This is a genomic window from Microbacterium sp. UBA7513, from assembly GCF_002478345.1.
In the GTDB taxonomy this organism is placed as follows: domain Bacteria; phylum Actinomycetota; class Actinomycetes; order Actinomycetales; family Microbacteriaceae; genus Microbacterium.
The window spans coordinates 221,673-238,083 of record NZ_DLNJ01000020.1 but is presented as its reverse complement, the minus strand read 5'-3'; the positions used below and the strand labels follow the sequence as shown (position 1 = coordinate 238,083).

Below are 16,411 nucleotides of genomic sequence, written 5' to 3'. Positions count from 1 at the left end.
TCAGGGCAGGCCGACGAGCAGCACGCACACGGTGATGCCCACGAGTGTCAGCAGGGCCATGGCGAGGAAACAGGCGGCCAGCGCACGGAGCCGCGGCCGCACGCTCGACACCGCGAGGCGGATGACGACCATCGCGACCAGGCCCAGGACCAGGACGATCGCGGTGACCAGCCCGACGGTCCCCGCGGCGCCGCCGCTGCGGACGATCCCGACGAGGGGCACGAGGCTTACCGCCGTGAAGATCGCGGCGACGATGAGCCACACCGCCCCGGACGACGTCCGCAGCGCCGGCTGATTCGCCATCCTGGTCGGGTCCCGGTCGCGATCGTCCTCGCTCATCTCGATTCCTCCTGTCCTCGTCCACGCTGCCCGGGGCGACGGGCAGCGTCACGGGGCTTCCGCTCTCGCGGAGGAGCGTCTATCGTGCCCCCGCGACGGCCCGCGCCGGGCATCCCGTAGAATCGACTGTCGGCCGACCCCGGCCCCCACGGACTCAGGAACGGAACTCCTCGCACATGGCATCCACCGCAGACATCAAGAACGGCGTCGTCCTCAGCATCGACGGGCAGCTCTGGAGCGTCATCGAGTTCCAGCACGTCAAGCCCGGCAAGGGCGGCGCCTTCGTCCGCACGAAGCTGAAGAACGTCGTCTCGGGCAAGACCGTGGACCGTACGTACAACGCCGGGGCGAAGGTCGACATCGAGAACGTCGACCGCCGCGACTACACCTACCTCTACACCGACGGTGACGGGTTCGTGTTCATGGACCAGACCGACTTCGACCAGATCACGCTGCCGGCGGCCACGGTCGGCGACGCGAAGAACTTCCTGCTCGAGAACCAGCAGGTCACCATCGCCCTCAACAACGGCAACCCCCTCTACATCGACCTCCCGGCCTCGGTCATCCTCGAGGTGACCTACACCGAGCCCGGTCTGCAGGGCGACCGCTCGTCCGCCGGCACCAAGCCCGCGACGCTCGAGACCGGCTACGAGATCCAGGTCCCGCTGTTCCTGGAGACCGGCACGAAGGTCAAGGTCGACACCCGCACGGGCGAGTACCTCGGCCGCGAGAAGTAAGGCGTGAGCGCCCGCACGAAGGCGCGCAAGCGCGCGCTCGACATCCTGTTCTCGGCCGACGTCCGCGGCGACGAGGTCGCGGTGGCCCTCGCCGCCGAGGCGAAGCGCGCGGCGAACGAGCCCGCACGTGAGGCGTCGTGGCTGTACGCCCGCGAGATCGTCGACGGCATCATCGACCAGCGCGACGAGATCGACGAGCAGATCACGACGCACAGCCGCGACTGGAAGCTCGAGCGGATGCCCGCCGTCGACCGCGCCCTGCTGCGCATCGGCGCGTGGGAGATCCTCTACAACGACGAGGTGCCGACCGCGGTCGCGATCGACGAGGCGGTGGAGCTCGCGAAGGAGTTCTCCACCGACGAGTCGGGCGCGTTCGTGCACGGCGTGCTCGCCCGCGTCGCCCGCTCGGCCTGAGCGCCGCAGCGGCGGTGTCGGCGGTGGCGGGCAGGATCGTCTCATGATCCGCCCGCCCGCCTCCGCCGCCCCGGGAGACGGCGCGCGGGATTGGCGTGCCCTGTTCGACGCGGCCGCCGCTCCGACGGCGGCGACCCCTCTCGCCCTCGGGTTCGAGGTGCGTGTCCGCGACGCCCGCGGAGCCAATCCCTGGGCGTCACGCCCGCAGCGCACGGCGACCCCACGCGATGTCGCCAAGGGTGTGGGGGAGATCCTCCTCGGCATCCGTCCGCTGGAGCGGAGCGCGGCGACGGGGTCCTGGGTGCTCGGCTCCGCCACCTGGGACGCGGTCCGCCGCGCGCCGGACCAGTACGGTCGGGAGCAGTCGCGGTGGTTCGCCGATCTGCTGAGCATCGCGCGCGACGCGCTGCTCTCCGGCACGGCGGGGGACTGGCTCGTCGCCGACCTGATCGAGTCGCGGCTCCTCTGGGGGCATCTGCGGTCGGCGACCGACCTCGGCATCCCGCTCGTGGCGGCCCAGCGGTCGACGACGCTCGTCCTCGCCGACGCCGCGGAACTGACGGCGACCGTGTCCCGTGGCGACGACGGCGGCCTCGTGGTCCGGCCGGTCGTGACGGTGGACGGGCGCGAGACACCGCCGGGCAGCATCAGGTCCCTCGGGCGCTCCGGCGTGTACGAGGTCGCGCAGAGCGGATCGCGCCTCCAGGTGACGCTCGCGGAGCTTCCGCTCGCGGGCCCCGCGCAGTCGCTGATCCGCGCCCGGACGCTCGTCGTCCCCGTGGAGGAGGAGACGGCGTTCCTCCAGGATGCCTATCCGCTCCTGGCGCGCCGCCTCCCCGTCCGCGCGGTCGGCCGCGTCTCGCTGCCCGCGCTTCCGCCGCCTCGTGCCGTGCTCCGGGTGGCGTTCCGCCGCGGAGACACCGTGGAGTACGCCGTCGAGTGGGACTATCGCGGCTTCGGGCGGGTGCCGTTCACGCTTGGTCCGGAGGCCGTGCGGGATCCGGAGGCCGAGGCCGGGGTGACGGAGCGGCTCCGGAGCGTCTGGGCGGAGCACGGCGTCGCGTTCGCTCCCTCGGGGGCTTTCCATGACGTGGCGGCTGCGGAGTTCATGACCCGCGTCGTCCCGGCGCTGGAGGCGGACGGCGTCGAGGTGGAGGTGTCCGGCCGTCGCAAGACGTATCGCGAGCTCGCCGGAGAGCCGGAGATCACCGTGTCGACCGTGGAGAGCACCGACCCGGACTGGTTCGACCTCGGCGTCATCGTCCGCATCGACGGACGGAGCATCCCGTTCGAGCCGCTGTTCACGGCTCTGAGCGCGGGCCGGCGAAAGCTCCTGCTCGTCGACGGCAGCTACTTCTCGCTGAACCACCCGGCGCTCGACCGGCTGCGCGACCTCCTCGACGAGGCCGGAGACCTCGACGAGTGGGAGACGGGCCCGCGGATCAGCCGTCATCAGACGGATCTGTGGGAGGAGTTCGAGGATCTGGCGGACGAGGCCCTTCCCGCGGTGAGCTGGCGGGCCACCGCCGAGGGACTGCGCAGCGCCACCGCGGTGCCGGCGGTGCCGATCCCTCCGGGGCTCACCGCACAGTTGCGGCCCTACCAGAAGGACGGCCTTGACTGGCTCGCGTTCCTCTGGTCGCACCGGCTCGGCGGCATCCTCTCCGACGACATGGGTCTCGGGAAGACGGTCCAGCTGCTCGCCCTCATCCTGCATGCCCGTGCGGCGGGGGAGGGACGTCCGTTCCTCGTCGTGGTCCCGACGTCCGTGCTGGCCACCTGGCGCACCGAGGCGGCGCGGTTCGCTCCGGGCCTCCGCGTGGTCACCCGGGACTCCACCGCCGGGCCTGCCGTGGCCGTCGTGGCTCGCGAGGCCGATGTGGTGCTCACGACCTACGCCGTCGCCCGGCTCGACGATGAGGGGTTCGCACGCGTCGCCTGGGGCGGACTGATCCTCGACGAAGCTCAGTTCGTGAAGAATCCGGCGACGAAGCTGCACCGCGCCGTCGCTCGCTTCCCGGCCGACGTCACCATCGCGGTCACGGGCACGCCGCTGGAGAACAGCCTGGAGGAGCTCTGGGCGCTGCTGAAGCTCACGGCACCCGGCCTGTTCGCCTCGGCGCGGAAGTTCCGCGAGCACTACATCCAGCCGATCGAGCAGGGGAAGGTCCCGGAGAATGCGGAGGGCGGACCGTATCGGCAGCGCCGCCTCGCGCAGCTCCGACGACGGATCCGCCCGCTCGTGCTCCGCCGCACCAAGGAGCTCGTTGCCCCCGATCTGCCGCCGAAGCAGGAGCAGGTGCTGGAGGTCGAGCTGAGCGCGGGGCATCGCGAGCTCTACGAGACGGTGCTGCAGCGGGAGCGGCAGAAGGTGCTCGGCCTGCTGGAGGACCTGGACCGGAACCGCTTCATCGTGTTCCGCTCCCTGACGCTCCTGCGCATGCTGAGCCTCGCTCCGGCGCTGATCGACCCGGCCGACGCGCGCCTCGGCTCCCGCAAGCTCGACGAGCTCCTGGAACGGATCGTCGAGCTGCAGGCGGAGGGGCACCGCGCGCTCGTGTTCAGCCAGTTCACGTCCTTCCTCGACATGGCGGCCGCCCGTCTGGACGCCGCCGGCATCCCGTACGCGCACCTCGACGGATCGACGCGGCATCGCGAGCGGGTGGTCGCGGACTTCGCGGAGGGGGAGCAGCCCGTCTTCCTCATCAGCCTGAAGGCCGGCGGGTTCGGGCTCACGCTGACCGAGGCCGACTACGTCTTCCTCCTCGACCCGTGGTGGAACCCCGCCGCCGAGGCGCAGGCCGTCGACCGCACGCACCGCATCGGCCAGCGCAGCCAGGTGTTCGTCTACCGGATGATTGCCACCGGCACGATCGAGGAGAAGGTCCTCGCGCTGCAGCGACGCAAGGCCCGGCTGTTCACCGCCGTGCTCGACGACGACGCGCTCTTCGCCCAGACGCTCACCGCCGACGACATCCGTGGTCTCTTCGACGACTAGACCGTTTTCCCCGGCTCGTCCCGCCGGGTGCTCAGGGAGCCGTCGGTACAATCGAACGGTTCATCTTCGAGAGGAATGCAATGCGGATCACGGGACTCGGCCACGCCGGCATGTTCATCGAGACGGTCGGCGGCAACATCATCTGCGACCCGGTGCTCGGCCCGTCCTTCTTCGGGTCCTGGTTCCCGTTCCCGGACAACCGTGCCCTCGACTGGGAGCGCTACGGCCGCGAAGCCGACTTCCTCTACATCTCGCACCGGCACCGCGACCACTTCGATCCGGCGCTGCTGGAGCGGTACATTCGCAAGGACATCGAGGTGCTCCTGCCGGAGTACCCGATCGACGACCTGGAGCAGGACATCCGGGCGCTCGGCTATACGAACATCACCTACGCGCCCGCCGGCGAGATCATCGAGCGCGGGGCGCTCAAGATGATGATCACCCCGCTGCGCGCGCCGAGCGACGGCCCGATCGGCGACTCGTCGCTCAGCGTGGACGACGGCACAGGCTCGATGCTGAACCAGAACGACTCGCACCCGCTCGATCTCGACAAGCTCCTGCACTTCGGCAAGCCCGACGCCTACTTCACGCAGGTCTCCGGAGCGATCTGGTGGCCCATGGTCTACGACCTGCCGCTGGACGCGAAGCAGAACTTCGCCCGCCTCAAGCGCGAGGCGCAGAACAAGCGGGCGATGTACTACATCGAGAAGGTCGACGCTCCGCACGTCTTCCCGATGGCGGGTCCGCCCATGTTCCTCCGCGACGACCTCTTCGACTTCAACGGGATGGGTCGCAACGGCGAGTCCATCTTCACGGACCAGAAGCAGTTCATCGCGCACATGAAGGAGCTGGCACCGAAGTACGACGGGCAGCTCTTCGTTCCCGGCACGCTCGTCACGATCGACGGCGGTGCGGTGACCACCGAGCAGACGCTCTACACCGAGGCGGAGCTCGCCCACATCTTCGACGAGAAGTGGGAGTACCTGGAGGAGCAGCGCGCGACCCGCCAGCAGGAGATCCGCGACGAGGAGGCCTCTCGCGCCGCGATCATCCCGCCGGACGAGATGCTCGCGGCGATCAAGGAGTGGTGGGAGCCGCTGCTGAAGAAGTCGCGCACCATCCGCCTCGGAGTCGGCGGGCACGTCCGCTTCCGCATCGGGGAGCTGGACATGGTGGTCGACTTCCCGCGCGCCAAGGTCCGCGAGTACGCAGGGGAGGAGTGCGTGTACTGGTACACGATCCCGGCCGACCTCGTCTCGACGAACATCCGCGACCACGAGATCGACTGGTCGAACTCGATCTTCCTGTCGATGCAGTTCTCGGTCGGGCGCAGCGGCAAGTTCAACGAGTTCCTCACCACGTTCCTCAAGTGCCTCTCGGTCGACCGGATCGAGTACGTCGAGAACTGGTACCAGGAGCAGACCGACCAGACCGAGGACGCGGAGATCGGCGACTGGGTCGTCCAGCGCCGCTGCCCGCACCTACGCGCCGACCTCACCAAGACGGGGAAGGTCGACGAGGACGGCATCCTCACGTGCAGCATGCACGACTGGAAGTGGGACCTGAAGACCGGACGCTGCCTCTCCACGAGCGGCCACCCGATCCGTTCCTCGAAGATCGACGACGTGACGGATCCGGTGCTCCGCGAGGCGAGCTGAGCGCGCCTGTACCACCGAGCGCAGCCGGTGGTACAGTGAGGCGATGCCGACCGCTCTGACCCGTATCCAGGTGACGCAGACCGCCGTGCTGCGCGACGCGCTGGAACTCGCGGAAAGCGAGTGGCCGGGTCTACCGAAGTCGGAGCAGGTGGCGAGGCTCGCGGTGCTGGGGGCGGAGCGGCTCGCAGAGCGAGGATCCCACCGGCGCGCGACCCGGCGGGCGGCGCTCGAGGCGACGCGAGGATCGATCGCGTATCCACCGGGGTATCTCGACGCTCTTCGGAAGGACTGGCCGGAGTGATCGTCGTGGACACCGGTGTCCTCATCGCGCACCTTTCCGCCGACGATGTCCACCAGGATGCGGCGTTCGACATCCTCGATACCGAGGAAGACCTTCTGATCCACCCGATCACCCTCGCGGAGGTGCTCGTGCATCCGGCGCGGATGGGCACAGAGCTCGCCGATCTCGCCAAGATCGACTCCCTTGGGCTGCTGCGTCGGGAGGAGACGGTCGACGAACCGGTCCATATCGCGCGGCTCCGCGCCGCAACCTCCCTGAAGCTCCCGGACTGCGCGGTACTCGTCACAGCGGAGGCGTTCGGCGCGACGCTGGCGACCTTCGACCGTCGTCTCGCGGCGGTCGCCAGAGAGCGCGGTGTCGAGGTCGTCGGCGTCCGATCGCACCGCTAGACTGGGATCACAAGCAACCTTTAACACCGTCCTGTGAGGCGGAGAAGGGAGCGGCTGATGAGTGTGCGCACTGTGCTGCACCAAGCCGACATCTCACGAGCGCTGACCCGGATCGCGCACGAGATCCTCGAGTCCAATCGCGGGGCCGACGACCTGGTCCTGCTGGGCATCCCGACCCGCGGCGTCACGCTAGGCCACCGGCTCGCCGCGCTGATCAGCGAGATCGCCCAGGTCTCCGTCCCCGTCGGGTCCCTCGACGTGACGCTCTTCCGCGACGACCTCGCCAAGCACCCGACGCGGACCCCGCAGCCGACGGAGATCCCCGCGGGCGGCATCGACGGGAAGACGGTCGTCCTCGTCGACGACGTCCTGTTCTCCGGCCGGAGCATCCGCGCCGCGCTCGACGCCCTGCAGTCGATCGGTCGTCCCGCCGTCGTGCGGCTCGCGATCCTCATCGACCGCGGACACCGGGAGCTTCCCATCCGCCCCGACTTCGTGGGCAAGAACATCCCGTCCGCGCGCACCGAGCGCGTCAACGTGCGTCTGTTCGAGAACGACGGCGCCGAGGAGGTGACGATCGGCGAATGAGGCATCTCCTCGACACCCGCACGCTCGACAGAGCGACCGCCCTGCGCATCCTCGATGTCGCGGAGGACATGGCCGACACCCAGTCCCGCGAGGTCAAGAAGCTGCCCACGCTCCGCGGCAAGACGGTCGTGAACCTCTTCTTCGAGGACTCCACGCGCACCCGCATCTCGTTCGAGGCCGCGGCGAAGCGCCTGTCCGCCGATGTCATCAACTTCGCCGCGAAGGGCTCCAGCGTCTCCAAGGGTGAGAGCCTGAAAGACACCGCGCAGACGCTCGAGGCGATCGGCGCCGACGCGGTCGTCGTACGACACCCCGGCTCCGGCGCCCCGCAGACCCTGGCCACGAGCGGCTGGATCTCCGCCGGCGTCGTGAACGCGGGCGACGGCACCCACGAGCACCCCACCCAGGCGCTCCTCGACGCCTTCACCATCCGCAAGCGTCGCTTCGGTCCCGACAGCCGCGGACGCGACCTCTCCGGTCTCCGGGTGACGATCGTCGGCGACGTGCTGCACTCCCGCGTGGCGCGCTCCAACGTCTGGCTGCTCACCACGCTCGGCGCCGAGGTCACGCTCGTCTCGCCGCCGACCCTGGTTCCGCAGAACGTGTCCCTGTGGCCGGTCCGCGTGGTCTACGACCTGGACGAAGCCCTCGCGGAGGGGCCGGACGCCGTGATGATGCTACGCATCCAGCTCGAGCGCATGAACGCGGCGTATTTCCCGACTGAGCGGGAGTATTCGCGCCGGTGGGGCCTTGACGCACGGCGCGTGGCGGCTCTGCCGGGCGGTAGCATTGTCCTGCACCCCGGACCCATGAACCGGGGACTGGAGATCTCCTCCGAAGCTGCCGATTCCCCCCGTTCGACGGTGCTGGAACAGGTGTCGAACGGGGTCTCCGTGCGCATGGCGGTGCTGTACCTGCTGCTGGCAGGAGAACGAGACGACGAACGAGGGGGAGACCTGTGAGCGAGACCCTCGTCATCACCGGTGCACAGCTGCTCGGCGCGGACAGCGCCGACATCATCATCGAGGACGGCGTCATCGCCGAGATCGGAGCAGGGCTCACCCGCACCGGCGCACGCGTGATCGACGCCGCGGGCCTGGTCGCGCTGCCGGGTCTCGTCGATCTGCACACCCATCTGCGTGAACCCGGGTTCGAGGCCTCCGAGACGATCCTCACCGGTACCAGAGCGGCCGCCGCCGGCGGGTTCACCGCCGTGTTCGCGATGCCCAACACCTCTCCGGTCGCCGACACGGCGGGCGTGGTCGAGCAGGAACTCGCCCTCGGCGAGGCGGCCGGCTATGCGACCGTGCAGCCGATCGGCGCCGTCACCGTGGGGCAGAAGGGCGAGCGCCTCGCCGAGCTGGGCGCCATGGCCACGTCGCGTGCCCAGGTGCGCGTCTTCAGCGACGACGGCTTCTGCGTGTGGGACCCGCTGATCATGCGCCGGGCCCTGGAGTACGTGAAGTCCTTCGACGGCGTCATCGCCCAGCATGCGCAGGACCCGCGGCTCACCGAGGGCGCCCAGATGAACGAGGGCACCGTCTCGGCCGAGCTCGGGCTGTCCGGGTGGCCGGCGGTCGCCGAGGAGTCGATCATCGCCCGCGACGTGCTCCTCGCCGAGCACGTCGGCTCCCGCCTGCACGTGTGCCACCTCTCGACGGCCGGCTCCGTCGACATCATCCGCTGGGCCAAGAAGCGCGGTGTCAACGTGACGGCCGAGGTCACGCCGCACCATCTGCTGCTCACCGACGAACTCGTCCGCGGCTACGACGCGCGGTTCAAGGTCAACCCGCCGCTGCGCCGCGAAGAGGACGTCCTCGCGGTCCGGGCGGGCCTCGCCGACGGCACGATCGACATCGTCGCGACCGATCACGCGCCGCACCCCAGCGAGCACAAGGCGTGCGAGTGGCAGGCCGCCGCGAACGGCATGGTCGGTCTGGAGAGCGCCCTGCGGGTCGTGCACCAGTCGATGGTGCAGACCGGCCTGCTCGACTGGGCCGACGTGGGCCGGGTCATGAGCGCGACGCCCGCCCGCATCGGACGGCTCTCCGGCCACGGCACGCCGCTCGCCGCCGGGCAGCCCGCGCACATCACGCTGTACGACCCCGCGGTCGACGGCGTGTTCACCGCCGCGGACCTGCACGGGCGCAGCGTGAACTCGCCCTACCTGGGCCGCGCACTGCCCGGCAGGGTGGAGTACACGGTGCACGGCGGCGTCCTCACGGTCGACGGCGGCGCCGTCGTCGAGGAGCTCGGCGCATGAGCACACGGGACCTCGCGGTCGCGATCATCATCGCCGTCGCGCTGCTGATCCTGCTCTCGATGCTGTTCGCCTGGCGACGACGAGTGCGGCGCGATGCCGCGTACACGGCCCCGCTCGGGGTGCCGGAGCACGCGGAGGTGACGCGCCGCGACGAGGTGCTCTACGTGTCCACCACCCGGCACGAGCAGCCACTCGAACGGCTCGCGATCACCCCGCTTGCGTTCCGCGCACGCGGTGAGCTGGCCGTGACCGACCGCGGCATCGCGCTGGCCCTGGACGGTGCCCCCACCGTCTTCCTCGCCGCCGACCGCCTCGTCTCCGTCGACCGTGCGACCGTCACCATCGATCGCGTCGTGGAGCCCGGCGGGCTCGTGCGCATCTCGTGGCACGTCGACGACACGACCGTCGTCGACAGCTATGTGCGCCTCACCGGCGGCGACCTCCCGACCCTCATCTCCGACCTGCAGCGGCTCATCCCCGCCGCCCCTGACACAGGAGTTTCGTCATGACCCTCTCGACTTCCTCCCCGCAGGCCTCCACGGCCCGCCTTCCCGACCCCGCCGTCCTCGTCCTGGAGGACGGCACCCGACACCGCGGACGTGCCTACGGCGCGCGCGGGCGCACTCTCGGCGAGGTCGTGTTCGCCACCGGCATGTCGGGATACCAGGAGACCATCACCGACCCGTCCTACGCCGGGCAGATCGTCCTGCAGACCGCCCCGCATATCGGCAACACCGGCATGAACGACGAGGACACCGAGTCGCGCCGCATCTGGGTCGCCGGCTACATCGTGCGCGACCCCTCGCGCGTCGTCTCGAACTGGCGCGCGAACGCCTCCCTCGACGAGGTCCTCGTCGAGGACGGCATCGTCGGCATCAGCGGCGTCGACACCCGCGCGGTCACCCGGCACATCCGCTCCGCCGGCTCCATGCGCGGCGGCATCTTCTCGGGTGCGGAGGCGGAGCTCGACCCGGAGGAGCAGCTGCGCATCGTCCGCGAGGCTCCGGAGATGACCGGCCTCAACCTCTCGGCCCAGGTCTCCGTCGAGACCGCGACCGTCACCCCGGCGGTGGGGGAGCGCATCGGCAACCTCGCCGTGCTCGACCTCGGCGTGAAGCAGGCGACGATCGACAACCTCGCCGCCCGCGGCTTCGACGTGCACGTCCTCCCGCAGGACGTCAGCATCGACGAGATCCGGGCCATCGAGCCGGTCGCCGTCTTCTACTCGAACGGTCCCGGCGACCCCGCGGCGTCGGGCGACCACGTCGAGCTGCTGCGCGCGGTCCTCGACGACGGGCTGCCCTTCTTCGGGATCTGCTTCGGCAACCAGCTCCTCGGCCGGGCCCTGGGGCTCGGCACGTACAAGCTGCCGTTCGGCCACCGCGGCATCAACCAGCCCGTGCTGGACAAGCAGACCGGCAAGGTGGAGATCACCGCGCACAACCACGGCTTCGCCGTGGAGGCGCCCCTGGAGGGCTCCTTCGACAGCCCGCACGGCTACGGCAAGGTCGAGGTCAGCCACGTCGGCCTCAACGACAACGTCGTGGAGGGCCTGCGCGCCCTCGACATCCCCGCCTTCTCGGTGCAGTACCACCCCGAGGCCGCGGCCGGACCGCACGACGCCAACTACCTCTTCGACCGCTTCCGCGACATGGTCATCGCGAACAAGAAGGACGCACAGTAATGCCCAAGCGCGACGACATCCACTCCGTCCTCGTCATCGGCTCCGGCCCGATCGTCATCGGCCAGGCCTGCGAGTTCGACTACTCCGGCACCCAGGCGTGCCGCGTCCTCCGTGAGGAGGGCGTCCGGGTCATCCTCGTCAACTCCAACCCTGCGACGATCATGACCGACCCCGACTTCGCCGACGCGACCTACATCGAGCCGATCACCCCCGCGGTGATCGAGACGATCATCGCGAAGGAGAAGCCCGACGCGATCCTGCCGACGCTCGGTGGTCAGACGGCGCTGAACGCCGCGATGGCCCTGCACGAGCAGGGGATCCTCGAGAAGTACGACGTCGAGCTCATCGGCGCGAAGGTGGACGCCATCAAGAAGGGCGAGGACCGTCAGGTCTTCAAGGAGCTCGTCCTCGAGGCGGGCGCGGACGTCGCCAAGAGCGTCATCGCCCACACCATGGACGATCTCCTCGCCGGCGCCGAGCAGCTCGGCTACCCGCTCGTGGTTCGGCCGTCCTTCACCATGGGCGGGCTGGGTTCCGGCTTCGCCTACGACGAGGAGGACTTGCGCCGTATCGGCGGCGCCGGGCTGCGCGACTCGCCGACGACCGAGGTGCTCCTGGAGGAGTCGATCCTCGGCTGGAAGGAGTACGAGCTTGAGCTCATGCGCGACACCGCCGACAACACGGTGGTCGTCTGCTCCATCGAGAACGTCGACCCGGTCGGCGTGCACACCGGTGATTCGATCACGGTGGCACCGGCGCTGACCCTGACCGACCGCGAGTACCAGAAGCTCCGCGACATCGGCATCGACATCATCCGCGCCGTGGGCGTGGACACCGGTGGCTGCAACATCCAGTTCGCGGTCAACCCCGAGAACGGGCGCATCATCGTCATCGAGATGAACCCGCGCGTCTCCCGGTCGAGCGCCCTGGCGTCGAAGGCCACCGGCTTCCCGATCGCCAAGCTCGCGGCCAAGCTCGCCCTCGGCTACCGCCTCGACGAGATCCCGAACGACATCACCGGCGTGACCCCGGCGAGCTTCGAGCCGACGCTCGACTACGTCGTCGTCAAGGTCCCGCGCTTCGCGTTCGAGAAGTTCCCGGCCGCCGACGCCACCCTCACCACGACCATGAAGTCGGTCGGCGAGGCGATGGCCATCGGCCGCAACTACGCCACCGCCCTGCAGAAGGCGCTGCGGTCGCTCGAGAAGCGGGGCTCCAGCTTCCACTGGGGCGAGGAGCCGCGCAGCGTCGAGGAACTGCTCGAGATCGCGAAGACTCCGACCGACGGCCGGATCGTCACCCTGCAGCAGGCGCTGCGCAAGGGCGCGACCATCGAGCAGGCGTTCGAGGCCACGGCCATCGACCCCTGGTTCCTCGACCAGATCGTCCTCATCAACGAGGTCGCCGAAGTCGTCCGCACCGCCGGCGAGCTGGACGACGAGACGCTGCGCTACGCCAAGGAGCACGGCTTCTCCGACGCGCAGATCGCCCAGCTCCGCGGCGAGAGCGAGGCCGAGATCCGCGGCGTGCGCCACGGTCTCGGCATCCGCCCCGTCTACAAGACGGTCGACACGTGTGCAGGTGAGTTCCCCGCGCTGACGCCGTACCACTACTCGAGCTACGACGCCGAGACCGAGGTCGCGCCGTCCGACCGCACCAAGGTCGTCATCATCGGCTCCGGCCCGAACCGCATCGGTCAGGGCGTCGAGTTCGACTACTCCTGCGTGCACGCCTCGTTCGCGCTGTCTGACGCGGGCTTCGAGACCGTGATGATCAACTGCAACCCGGAGACCGTGTCGACCGACTACGACACGTCCGACCGGCTGTACTTCGAGCCGCTGACGCTCGAAGACGTGCTGGAGGTCCTGGACGCGGAGGCGGCGAGCGGCACCATCCTCGGCGTCGTCTGCCAGCTCGGCGGCCAGACCCCGCTCGGGCTCGCGAAGGGCATCGAGGCGGCCGGCTACACGGTCCTGGGGACGAGTCCGGAGGCCATCGACCTGGCCGAGGAGCGCGAGCTGTTCTCGCGCCTGCTCGATGAGGCCGGACTCCTCGCGCCCCGCAACGGCACGGCGATCGACGTGGAAGGCGCGGTGCGCATCGCCGAGGAGATCGGCTACCCGGTGCTCGTGCGCCCGAGCTTCGTGCTCGGCGGACGCGGCATGGAGATCGTCTACGGCACCGATGCGCTGCGCGACTACTTCGTGCGGACGGCCGGGGAGGTCGTGATCGAGGAGGGCAAGCCGCTCCTGGTCGACCGCTTCCTCGACGACGCGATCGAGCTCGACGTGGACGCCCTGTACGACGGCACCGATCTCTTCATCGGCGGCGTCATGGAGCACCTGGAGGAAGCCGGCATCCACTCCGGTGACTCGAGCTGCACGCTGCCGCCGGTCTCGCTCGGCCGCAGCGACGTGGACCGCGTCCGCGAGGCTACCCTCGCCATCGCGCAGGGCGTCGGCGTGCGCGGTCTGCTGAACGTGCAGTTCGCGATCAGCGCCGGCGTCCTCTACGTCATCGAGGCCAACCCGCGGGCCAGCCGCACGGTGCCGTTCGTCTCGAAGGCGCTGGGCATCCCGATGGCGAAGGCCGCCAGCCGCATCATGGCCGGCTCCACCATCGCCGAGCTCCGCGCCGAGGGGATGCTGCCCGAGCAGGACGGCTCACGCGTCCCGCTGGACGCCCCGGTCTCGGTCAAGGAGGCCGTGCTGCCCTTCAAGCGGTTCCGCACCGCCGACGGCAAGACGGTCGACTCGGTCCTGGGCCCGGAGATGCGCTCGACCGGCGAGGTCATGGGCATCGACCGCGACTTCCCGACCGCGTTCGCGAAGTCGCAGGCGGCTGCCTACGGCGGCATGCCGACCTCGGGCACCGTGTTCATCTCGGTCGCCGACTCCGACAAGCGCGCGGTGATCCTCCCGGCGCACCGCCTCCAGCAGCTCGGCTTCACGATCGTTGCGACCGAGGGCACCGCGGAGATCCTGTCCCGCAACGGCATCGCGGTCACGGTGGTGGAGAAGTACAGCGAGACCCAGGAGTCCGGCGCCCGGAACATCGTCGACCTCATCAACGACGGGGAGATCGACATCGTCGTGAACACCCCGTCGGGTGGCGCTGCTCGCGCGGACGGCTACGAGATCCGCGCCGCCGCGGTGGCCGCCGACAAGGCGCTCTTCACGACCATCGCCGTGCTCGGCGCAGCGGTGAGCGGGATGGACGCCGCGCACGAGGGCTTCCAGGTCAAGAGCCTGCAGGAGTACGCGCAGGACCGGATGGCCGCGGTATGACGGCACGCTTCGGCGAGCGGGCTCGCGAGGCCCTCGAGGCGCACGGCCCGCTCTGCGTCGGCATCGACCCCCACGCCGCTCTGCTGGCGGCGTGGGGGCTGCCGCCCGATGCCGCCGGAGTCCGCGAGTTCGGGCTCCGTACCGTCGAGGCGGCCGCCGGTCGCGTCGGGATCGTCAAGCCGCAGGTGTCGTTCTTCGAGCGATACGGCGCGGCCGGGTTCGCCGCGCTGGAGGATGTGCTCGCCGCCGCGCGGGCGGCCGGACTGCTCGTGATCGCGGACGCCAAGCGCGGCGACATCGGGTCGACGATGACGGACTACGCCCAGGCGTGGCTGCCCACCGGCGCGCCGCTGGAGGCCGATGCGCTGACGGCGAATCCGTACCTCGGCGTCGGAGCGCTGGAGGGCGCGTTCGCCCTGGCCGAGGAGCACGGCAAGGGGCTCTTCGTCCTGGCCGCGACGAGCAACCCCGAGGCGACCGCGCTGCAGCAGGCGACGACCGCGGACGGCGAGACCGTCTCCGCCGCCGTCATCGCCGAGGTGTCGCGTCGGAACGCCGACGCGACGCCCGCGGGGGAGTGGGGCAGTTTCGGCTTCGTCATCGGTGCCACGGTGGACCAGGAACAGGCCGGCGTCGCGCCGTTCGCGCCGGTCGCCCCGATCCTCGCCCCTGGCTTCGGCGCGCAGGGCGCCACTTCCGCGGATCTCGCCCGCCGCTTCGGCCCTCAGGCCGCCTCGGTGATCGCGAGCGAGAGCCGCAGCCTCCTCTCCGCGGGCCCGGCGGCCCTCGCCGAGACGATCGCCGACCGTGCCGCCCGATATCGAGAGGTCAGCCGTGGCTGAGGAACGCCGCACCGTCCCCGAGGTCGACAGGGCCGCCGCGGCGCGCCGCGCCGTCGAGAGACGACGCGCCAGAGCCTCGGTGAAGCGCGACCTGACGATGCGCGTCGTCACCCCGCAGTCCGTGCTGCATCGAGCGACGGAGGACCCCGACTCGGTCGAGGGGTCCATGCGCATCACCGACTTCCTCCTCGCCCTCCCGGCGATCGGCGCGGGAAAGCGCGACCGCGTGCTGGAGCAGCTGCACATCTCGCCCGTCAAGCGGCTCGGCGGTCTCGGGGCGCGGCAGCGACGGGTGCTGGAGGAGTGGCTGGACGAGCGCTTCCCGGTGCCGACGCCGCGCGGGGCGCGCAGCCGGCTCCTCGTCCTCGCCGGCCCCACGGCGGTGGGCAAGGGGACGGTCGCCGCGCACATCCGCGAGAACAACCCCGAGATCCACCTGTCCGTGTCGGCCACCACCCGACCACCGCGCCCCGGCGAGATCGACGGCGTGCACTACTACTTCGTCGACGACGCCGAGTTCGACCGTCTGATCGCCGACGGTGAGCTGCTGGAGTACGCGGTGGTGCACAATCGCTCCCGCTACGGCACTCCGCGCGCCCCTATCGACGCCGCCCTGGCCGAGGGGAAGACCGTCCTGCTGGAGATCGACCTCCAGGGCGCGCGCCAGGTACGCGAGGCCGAGCCGTCCGCGACGCTCATCTTCCTCCTGCCGCCGAGCTGGGATGAGCTGGTGCACCGGCTGGTCGGGCGCGGCACCGAGGACGCCGAGGAACGGAGCCGCCGACTGCGCACCGCGAAGGTCGAGCTGGCGGCGCAGAACGAGTTCGACCACCTCATCGTGAACGAGGACGTCGCCACCGCCGCTCGCGAGGTCGTAGACTTGTCTACAAGCTCTGCGCGCTGACCCGTTT

General features: G+C 70.2%; 15 protein-coding genes. 14 read left to right on the top strand and 1 reads right to left on the bottom strand.

The features are described from left to right. Positions 1–339 carry a hypothetical protein gene (locus tag B2W79_RS11720; RefSeq protein ID WP_292789708.1) on the bottom strand — a complete coding sequence of 113 codons (339 nt, stop codon included), beginning with the start codon at positions 337–339 and terminating at the stop codon, positions 1–3. 176 nt (positions 340–515) lie between these two features. Between B2W79_RS11720 and efp the strand changes: the two genes are divergently transcribed. The 14 genes from efp (at position 516) to gmk (ending at position 16,404) form a co-directional block, all read left to right on the top strand. Beyond that, positions 516–1,076, top strand: coding sequence for an elongation factor P (efp, locus tag B2W79_RS11715; protein WP_071328640.1), 561 nt, complete (start codon positions 516–518; stop codon positions 1,074–1,076). Between the two features lie 3 nt (positions 1,077–1,079). Continuing rightward, positions 1,080–1,490 (top strand): transcription antitermination factor NusB, encoded by a 411-nt coding sequence (nusB, locus tag B2W79_RS11710; RefSeq protein ID WP_060922157.1) that lies wholly within the window; start codon positions 1,080–1,082, stop codon positions 1,488–1,490. A 43-nt stretch (positions 1,491–1,533) separates the two neighbouring features. After that, positions 1,534–4,488 (top strand): DEAD/DEAH box helicase, encoded by a 2,955-nt coding sequence (locus B2W79_RS11705; protein ID WP_292789694.1) that lies wholly within the window; start codon positions 1,534–1,536, stop codon positions 4,486–4,488. Positions 4,489–4,568: 80 nt separating this feature from the next. Beyond that, positions 4,569–6,146, top strand: coding sequence for a Rieske 2Fe-2S domain-containing protein (locus tag B2W79_RS11700; protein ID WP_292789692.1), 1,578 nt, complete (start codon positions 4,569–4,571; stop codon positions 6,144–6,146). 43 nt (positions 6,147–6,189) lie between these two features. After that, positions 6,190–6,447 (top strand): hypothetical protein, encoded by a 258-nt coding sequence (locus B2W79_RS11695; protein ID WP_292789690.1) that lies wholly within the window; start codon positions 6,190–6,192, stop codon positions 6,445–6,447. Further along, the gene (locus B2W79_RS11690; RefSeq protein WP_071328636.1) at positions 6,444–6,836 is read left to right on the top strand and encodes a type II toxin-antitoxin system VapC family toxin; all 393 of its coding nucleotides are present in this window, start codon (positions 6,444–6,446) and stop codon (positions 6,834–6,836) included. The genes B2W79_RS11695 and B2W79_RS11690 overlap by 4 nt, the downstream gene beginning before the upstream one ends. 57 nt (positions 6,837–6,893) lie before the next feature. After that, positions 6,894–7,424: a bifunctional pyr operon transcriptional regulator/uracil phosphoribosyltransferase PyrR gene (gene pyrR / locus B2W79_RS11685; protein ID WP_292789686.1), complete on the top strand. Its 531-nt coding sequence runs from the start codon at positions 6,894–6,896 to the stop codon at positions 7,422–7,424. After that, positions 7,421–8,386 carry an aspartate carbamoyltransferase catalytic subunit gene (locus tag B2W79_RS11680; protein WP_292789684.1) on the top strand — a complete coding sequence of 322 codons (966 nt, stop codon included), beginning with the start codon at positions 7,421–7,423 and terminating at the stop codon, positions 8,384–8,386. The genes pyrR and B2W79_RS11680 overlap by 4 nt, the downstream gene beginning before the upstream one ends. Then, a complete protein-coding gene (locus B2W79_RS11675; RefSeq protein WP_292789682.1) occupies positions 8,383–9,687 on the top strand; it encodes a dihydroorotase in 1,305 nt (434 codons plus the stop codon). The genes B2W79_RS11680 and B2W79_RS11675 overlap by 4 nt, the downstream gene beginning before the upstream one ends. Continuing rightward, on the top strand, positions 9,684–10,196 hold the full coding sequence (locus B2W79_RS11670; protein WP_292789680.1) for a hypothetical protein: 513 nt from the start codon (positions 9,684–9,686) through the stop codon (positions 10,194–10,196). Before B2W79_RS11675 ends, B2W79_RS11670 begins: the two co-directional genes overlap by 4 nt. After that, positions 10,193–11,371, top strand: coding sequence for a glutamine-hydrolyzing carbamoyl-phosphate synthase small subunit (gene carA, locus B2W79_RS11665; protein WP_071328631.1), 1,179 nt, complete (start codon positions 10,193–10,195; stop codon positions 11,369–11,371). Before B2W79_RS11670 ends, carA begins: the two co-directional genes overlap by 4 nt. Continuing rightward, positions 11,371–14,658, top strand: coding sequence for a carbamoyl-phosphate synthase large subunit (gene carB, locus B2W79_RS11660; protein WP_292789677.1), 3,288 nt, complete (start codon positions 11,371–11,373; stop codon positions 14,656–14,658). The genes carA and carB overlap by 1 nt, the downstream gene beginning before the upstream one ends. Then, entirely contained in the window at positions 14,655–15,500 is an 846-nt protein-coding gene (gene pyrF, locus B2W79_RS11655) for an orotidine-5'-phosphate decarboxylase (protein ID WP_292789675.1), read from the top strand. Before carB ends, pyrF begins: the two co-directional genes overlap by 4 nt. Then, positions 15,493–16,404: a guanylate kinase gene (gmk, locus tag B2W79_RS11650; RefSeq protein ID WP_292789673.1), complete on the top strand. Its 912-nt coding sequence runs from the start codon at positions 15,493–15,495 to the stop codon at positions 16,402–16,404. Before pyrF ends, gmk begins: the two co-directional genes overlap by 8 nt. Positions 16,405–16,411 lie beyond the last annotated feature (7 nt).

Excerpts from the sequence above, each read along its gene's own strand:
- B2W79_RS11720 (WP_292789708.1), bottom strand. The coding sequence starts at position 339 with ATGAGCGAGGACGATCGCGACCGGGACCCGACCAGGATGGCGAATCAG.
- efp (WP_071328640.1), top strand. The coding sequence starts at position 516 with ATGGCATCCACCGCAGACATCAAGAACGGCGTCGTCCTCAGCATCGAC.
- B2W79_RS11705 (WP_292789694.1), top strand. The coding sequence starts at position 1,534 with ATGATCCGCCCGCCCGCCTCCGCCGCCCCGGGAGACGGCGCGCGGGAT.
- B2W79_RS11700 (WP_292789692.1), top strand. The coding sequence starts at position 4,569 with ATGCGGATCACGGGACTCGGCCACGCCGGCATGTTCATCGAGACGGTC.
- B2W79_RS11695 (WP_292789690.1), top strand. The coding sequence starts at position 6,190 with ATGCCGACCGCTCTGACCCGTATCCAGGTGACGCAGACCGCCGTGCTG.
- pyrR (WP_292789686.1), top strand. The coding sequence starts at position 6,894 with ATGAGTGTGCGCACTGTGCTGCACCAAGCCGACATCTCACGAGCGCTG.
- B2W79_RS11680 (WP_292789684.1), top strand. The coding sequence starts at position 7,421 with ATGAGGCATCTCCTCGACACCCGCACGCTCGACAGAGCGACCGCCCTG.
- B2W79_RS11670 (WP_292789680.1), top strand. The coding sequence starts at position 9,684 with ATGAGCACACGGGACCTCGCGGTCGCGATCATCATCGCCGTCGCGCTG.
- carA (WP_071328631.1), top strand. The coding sequence starts at position 10,193 with ATGACCCTCTCGACTTCCTCCCCGCAGGCCTCCACGGCCCGCCTTCCC.
- carB (WP_292789677.1), top strand. The coding sequence starts at position 11,371 with ATGCCCAAGCGCGACGACATCCACTCCGTCCTCGTCATCGGCTCCGGC.
- pyrF (WP_292789675.1), top strand. The coding sequence starts at position 14,655 with ATGACGGCACGCTTCGGCGAGCGGGCTCGCGAGGCCCTCGAGGCGCAC.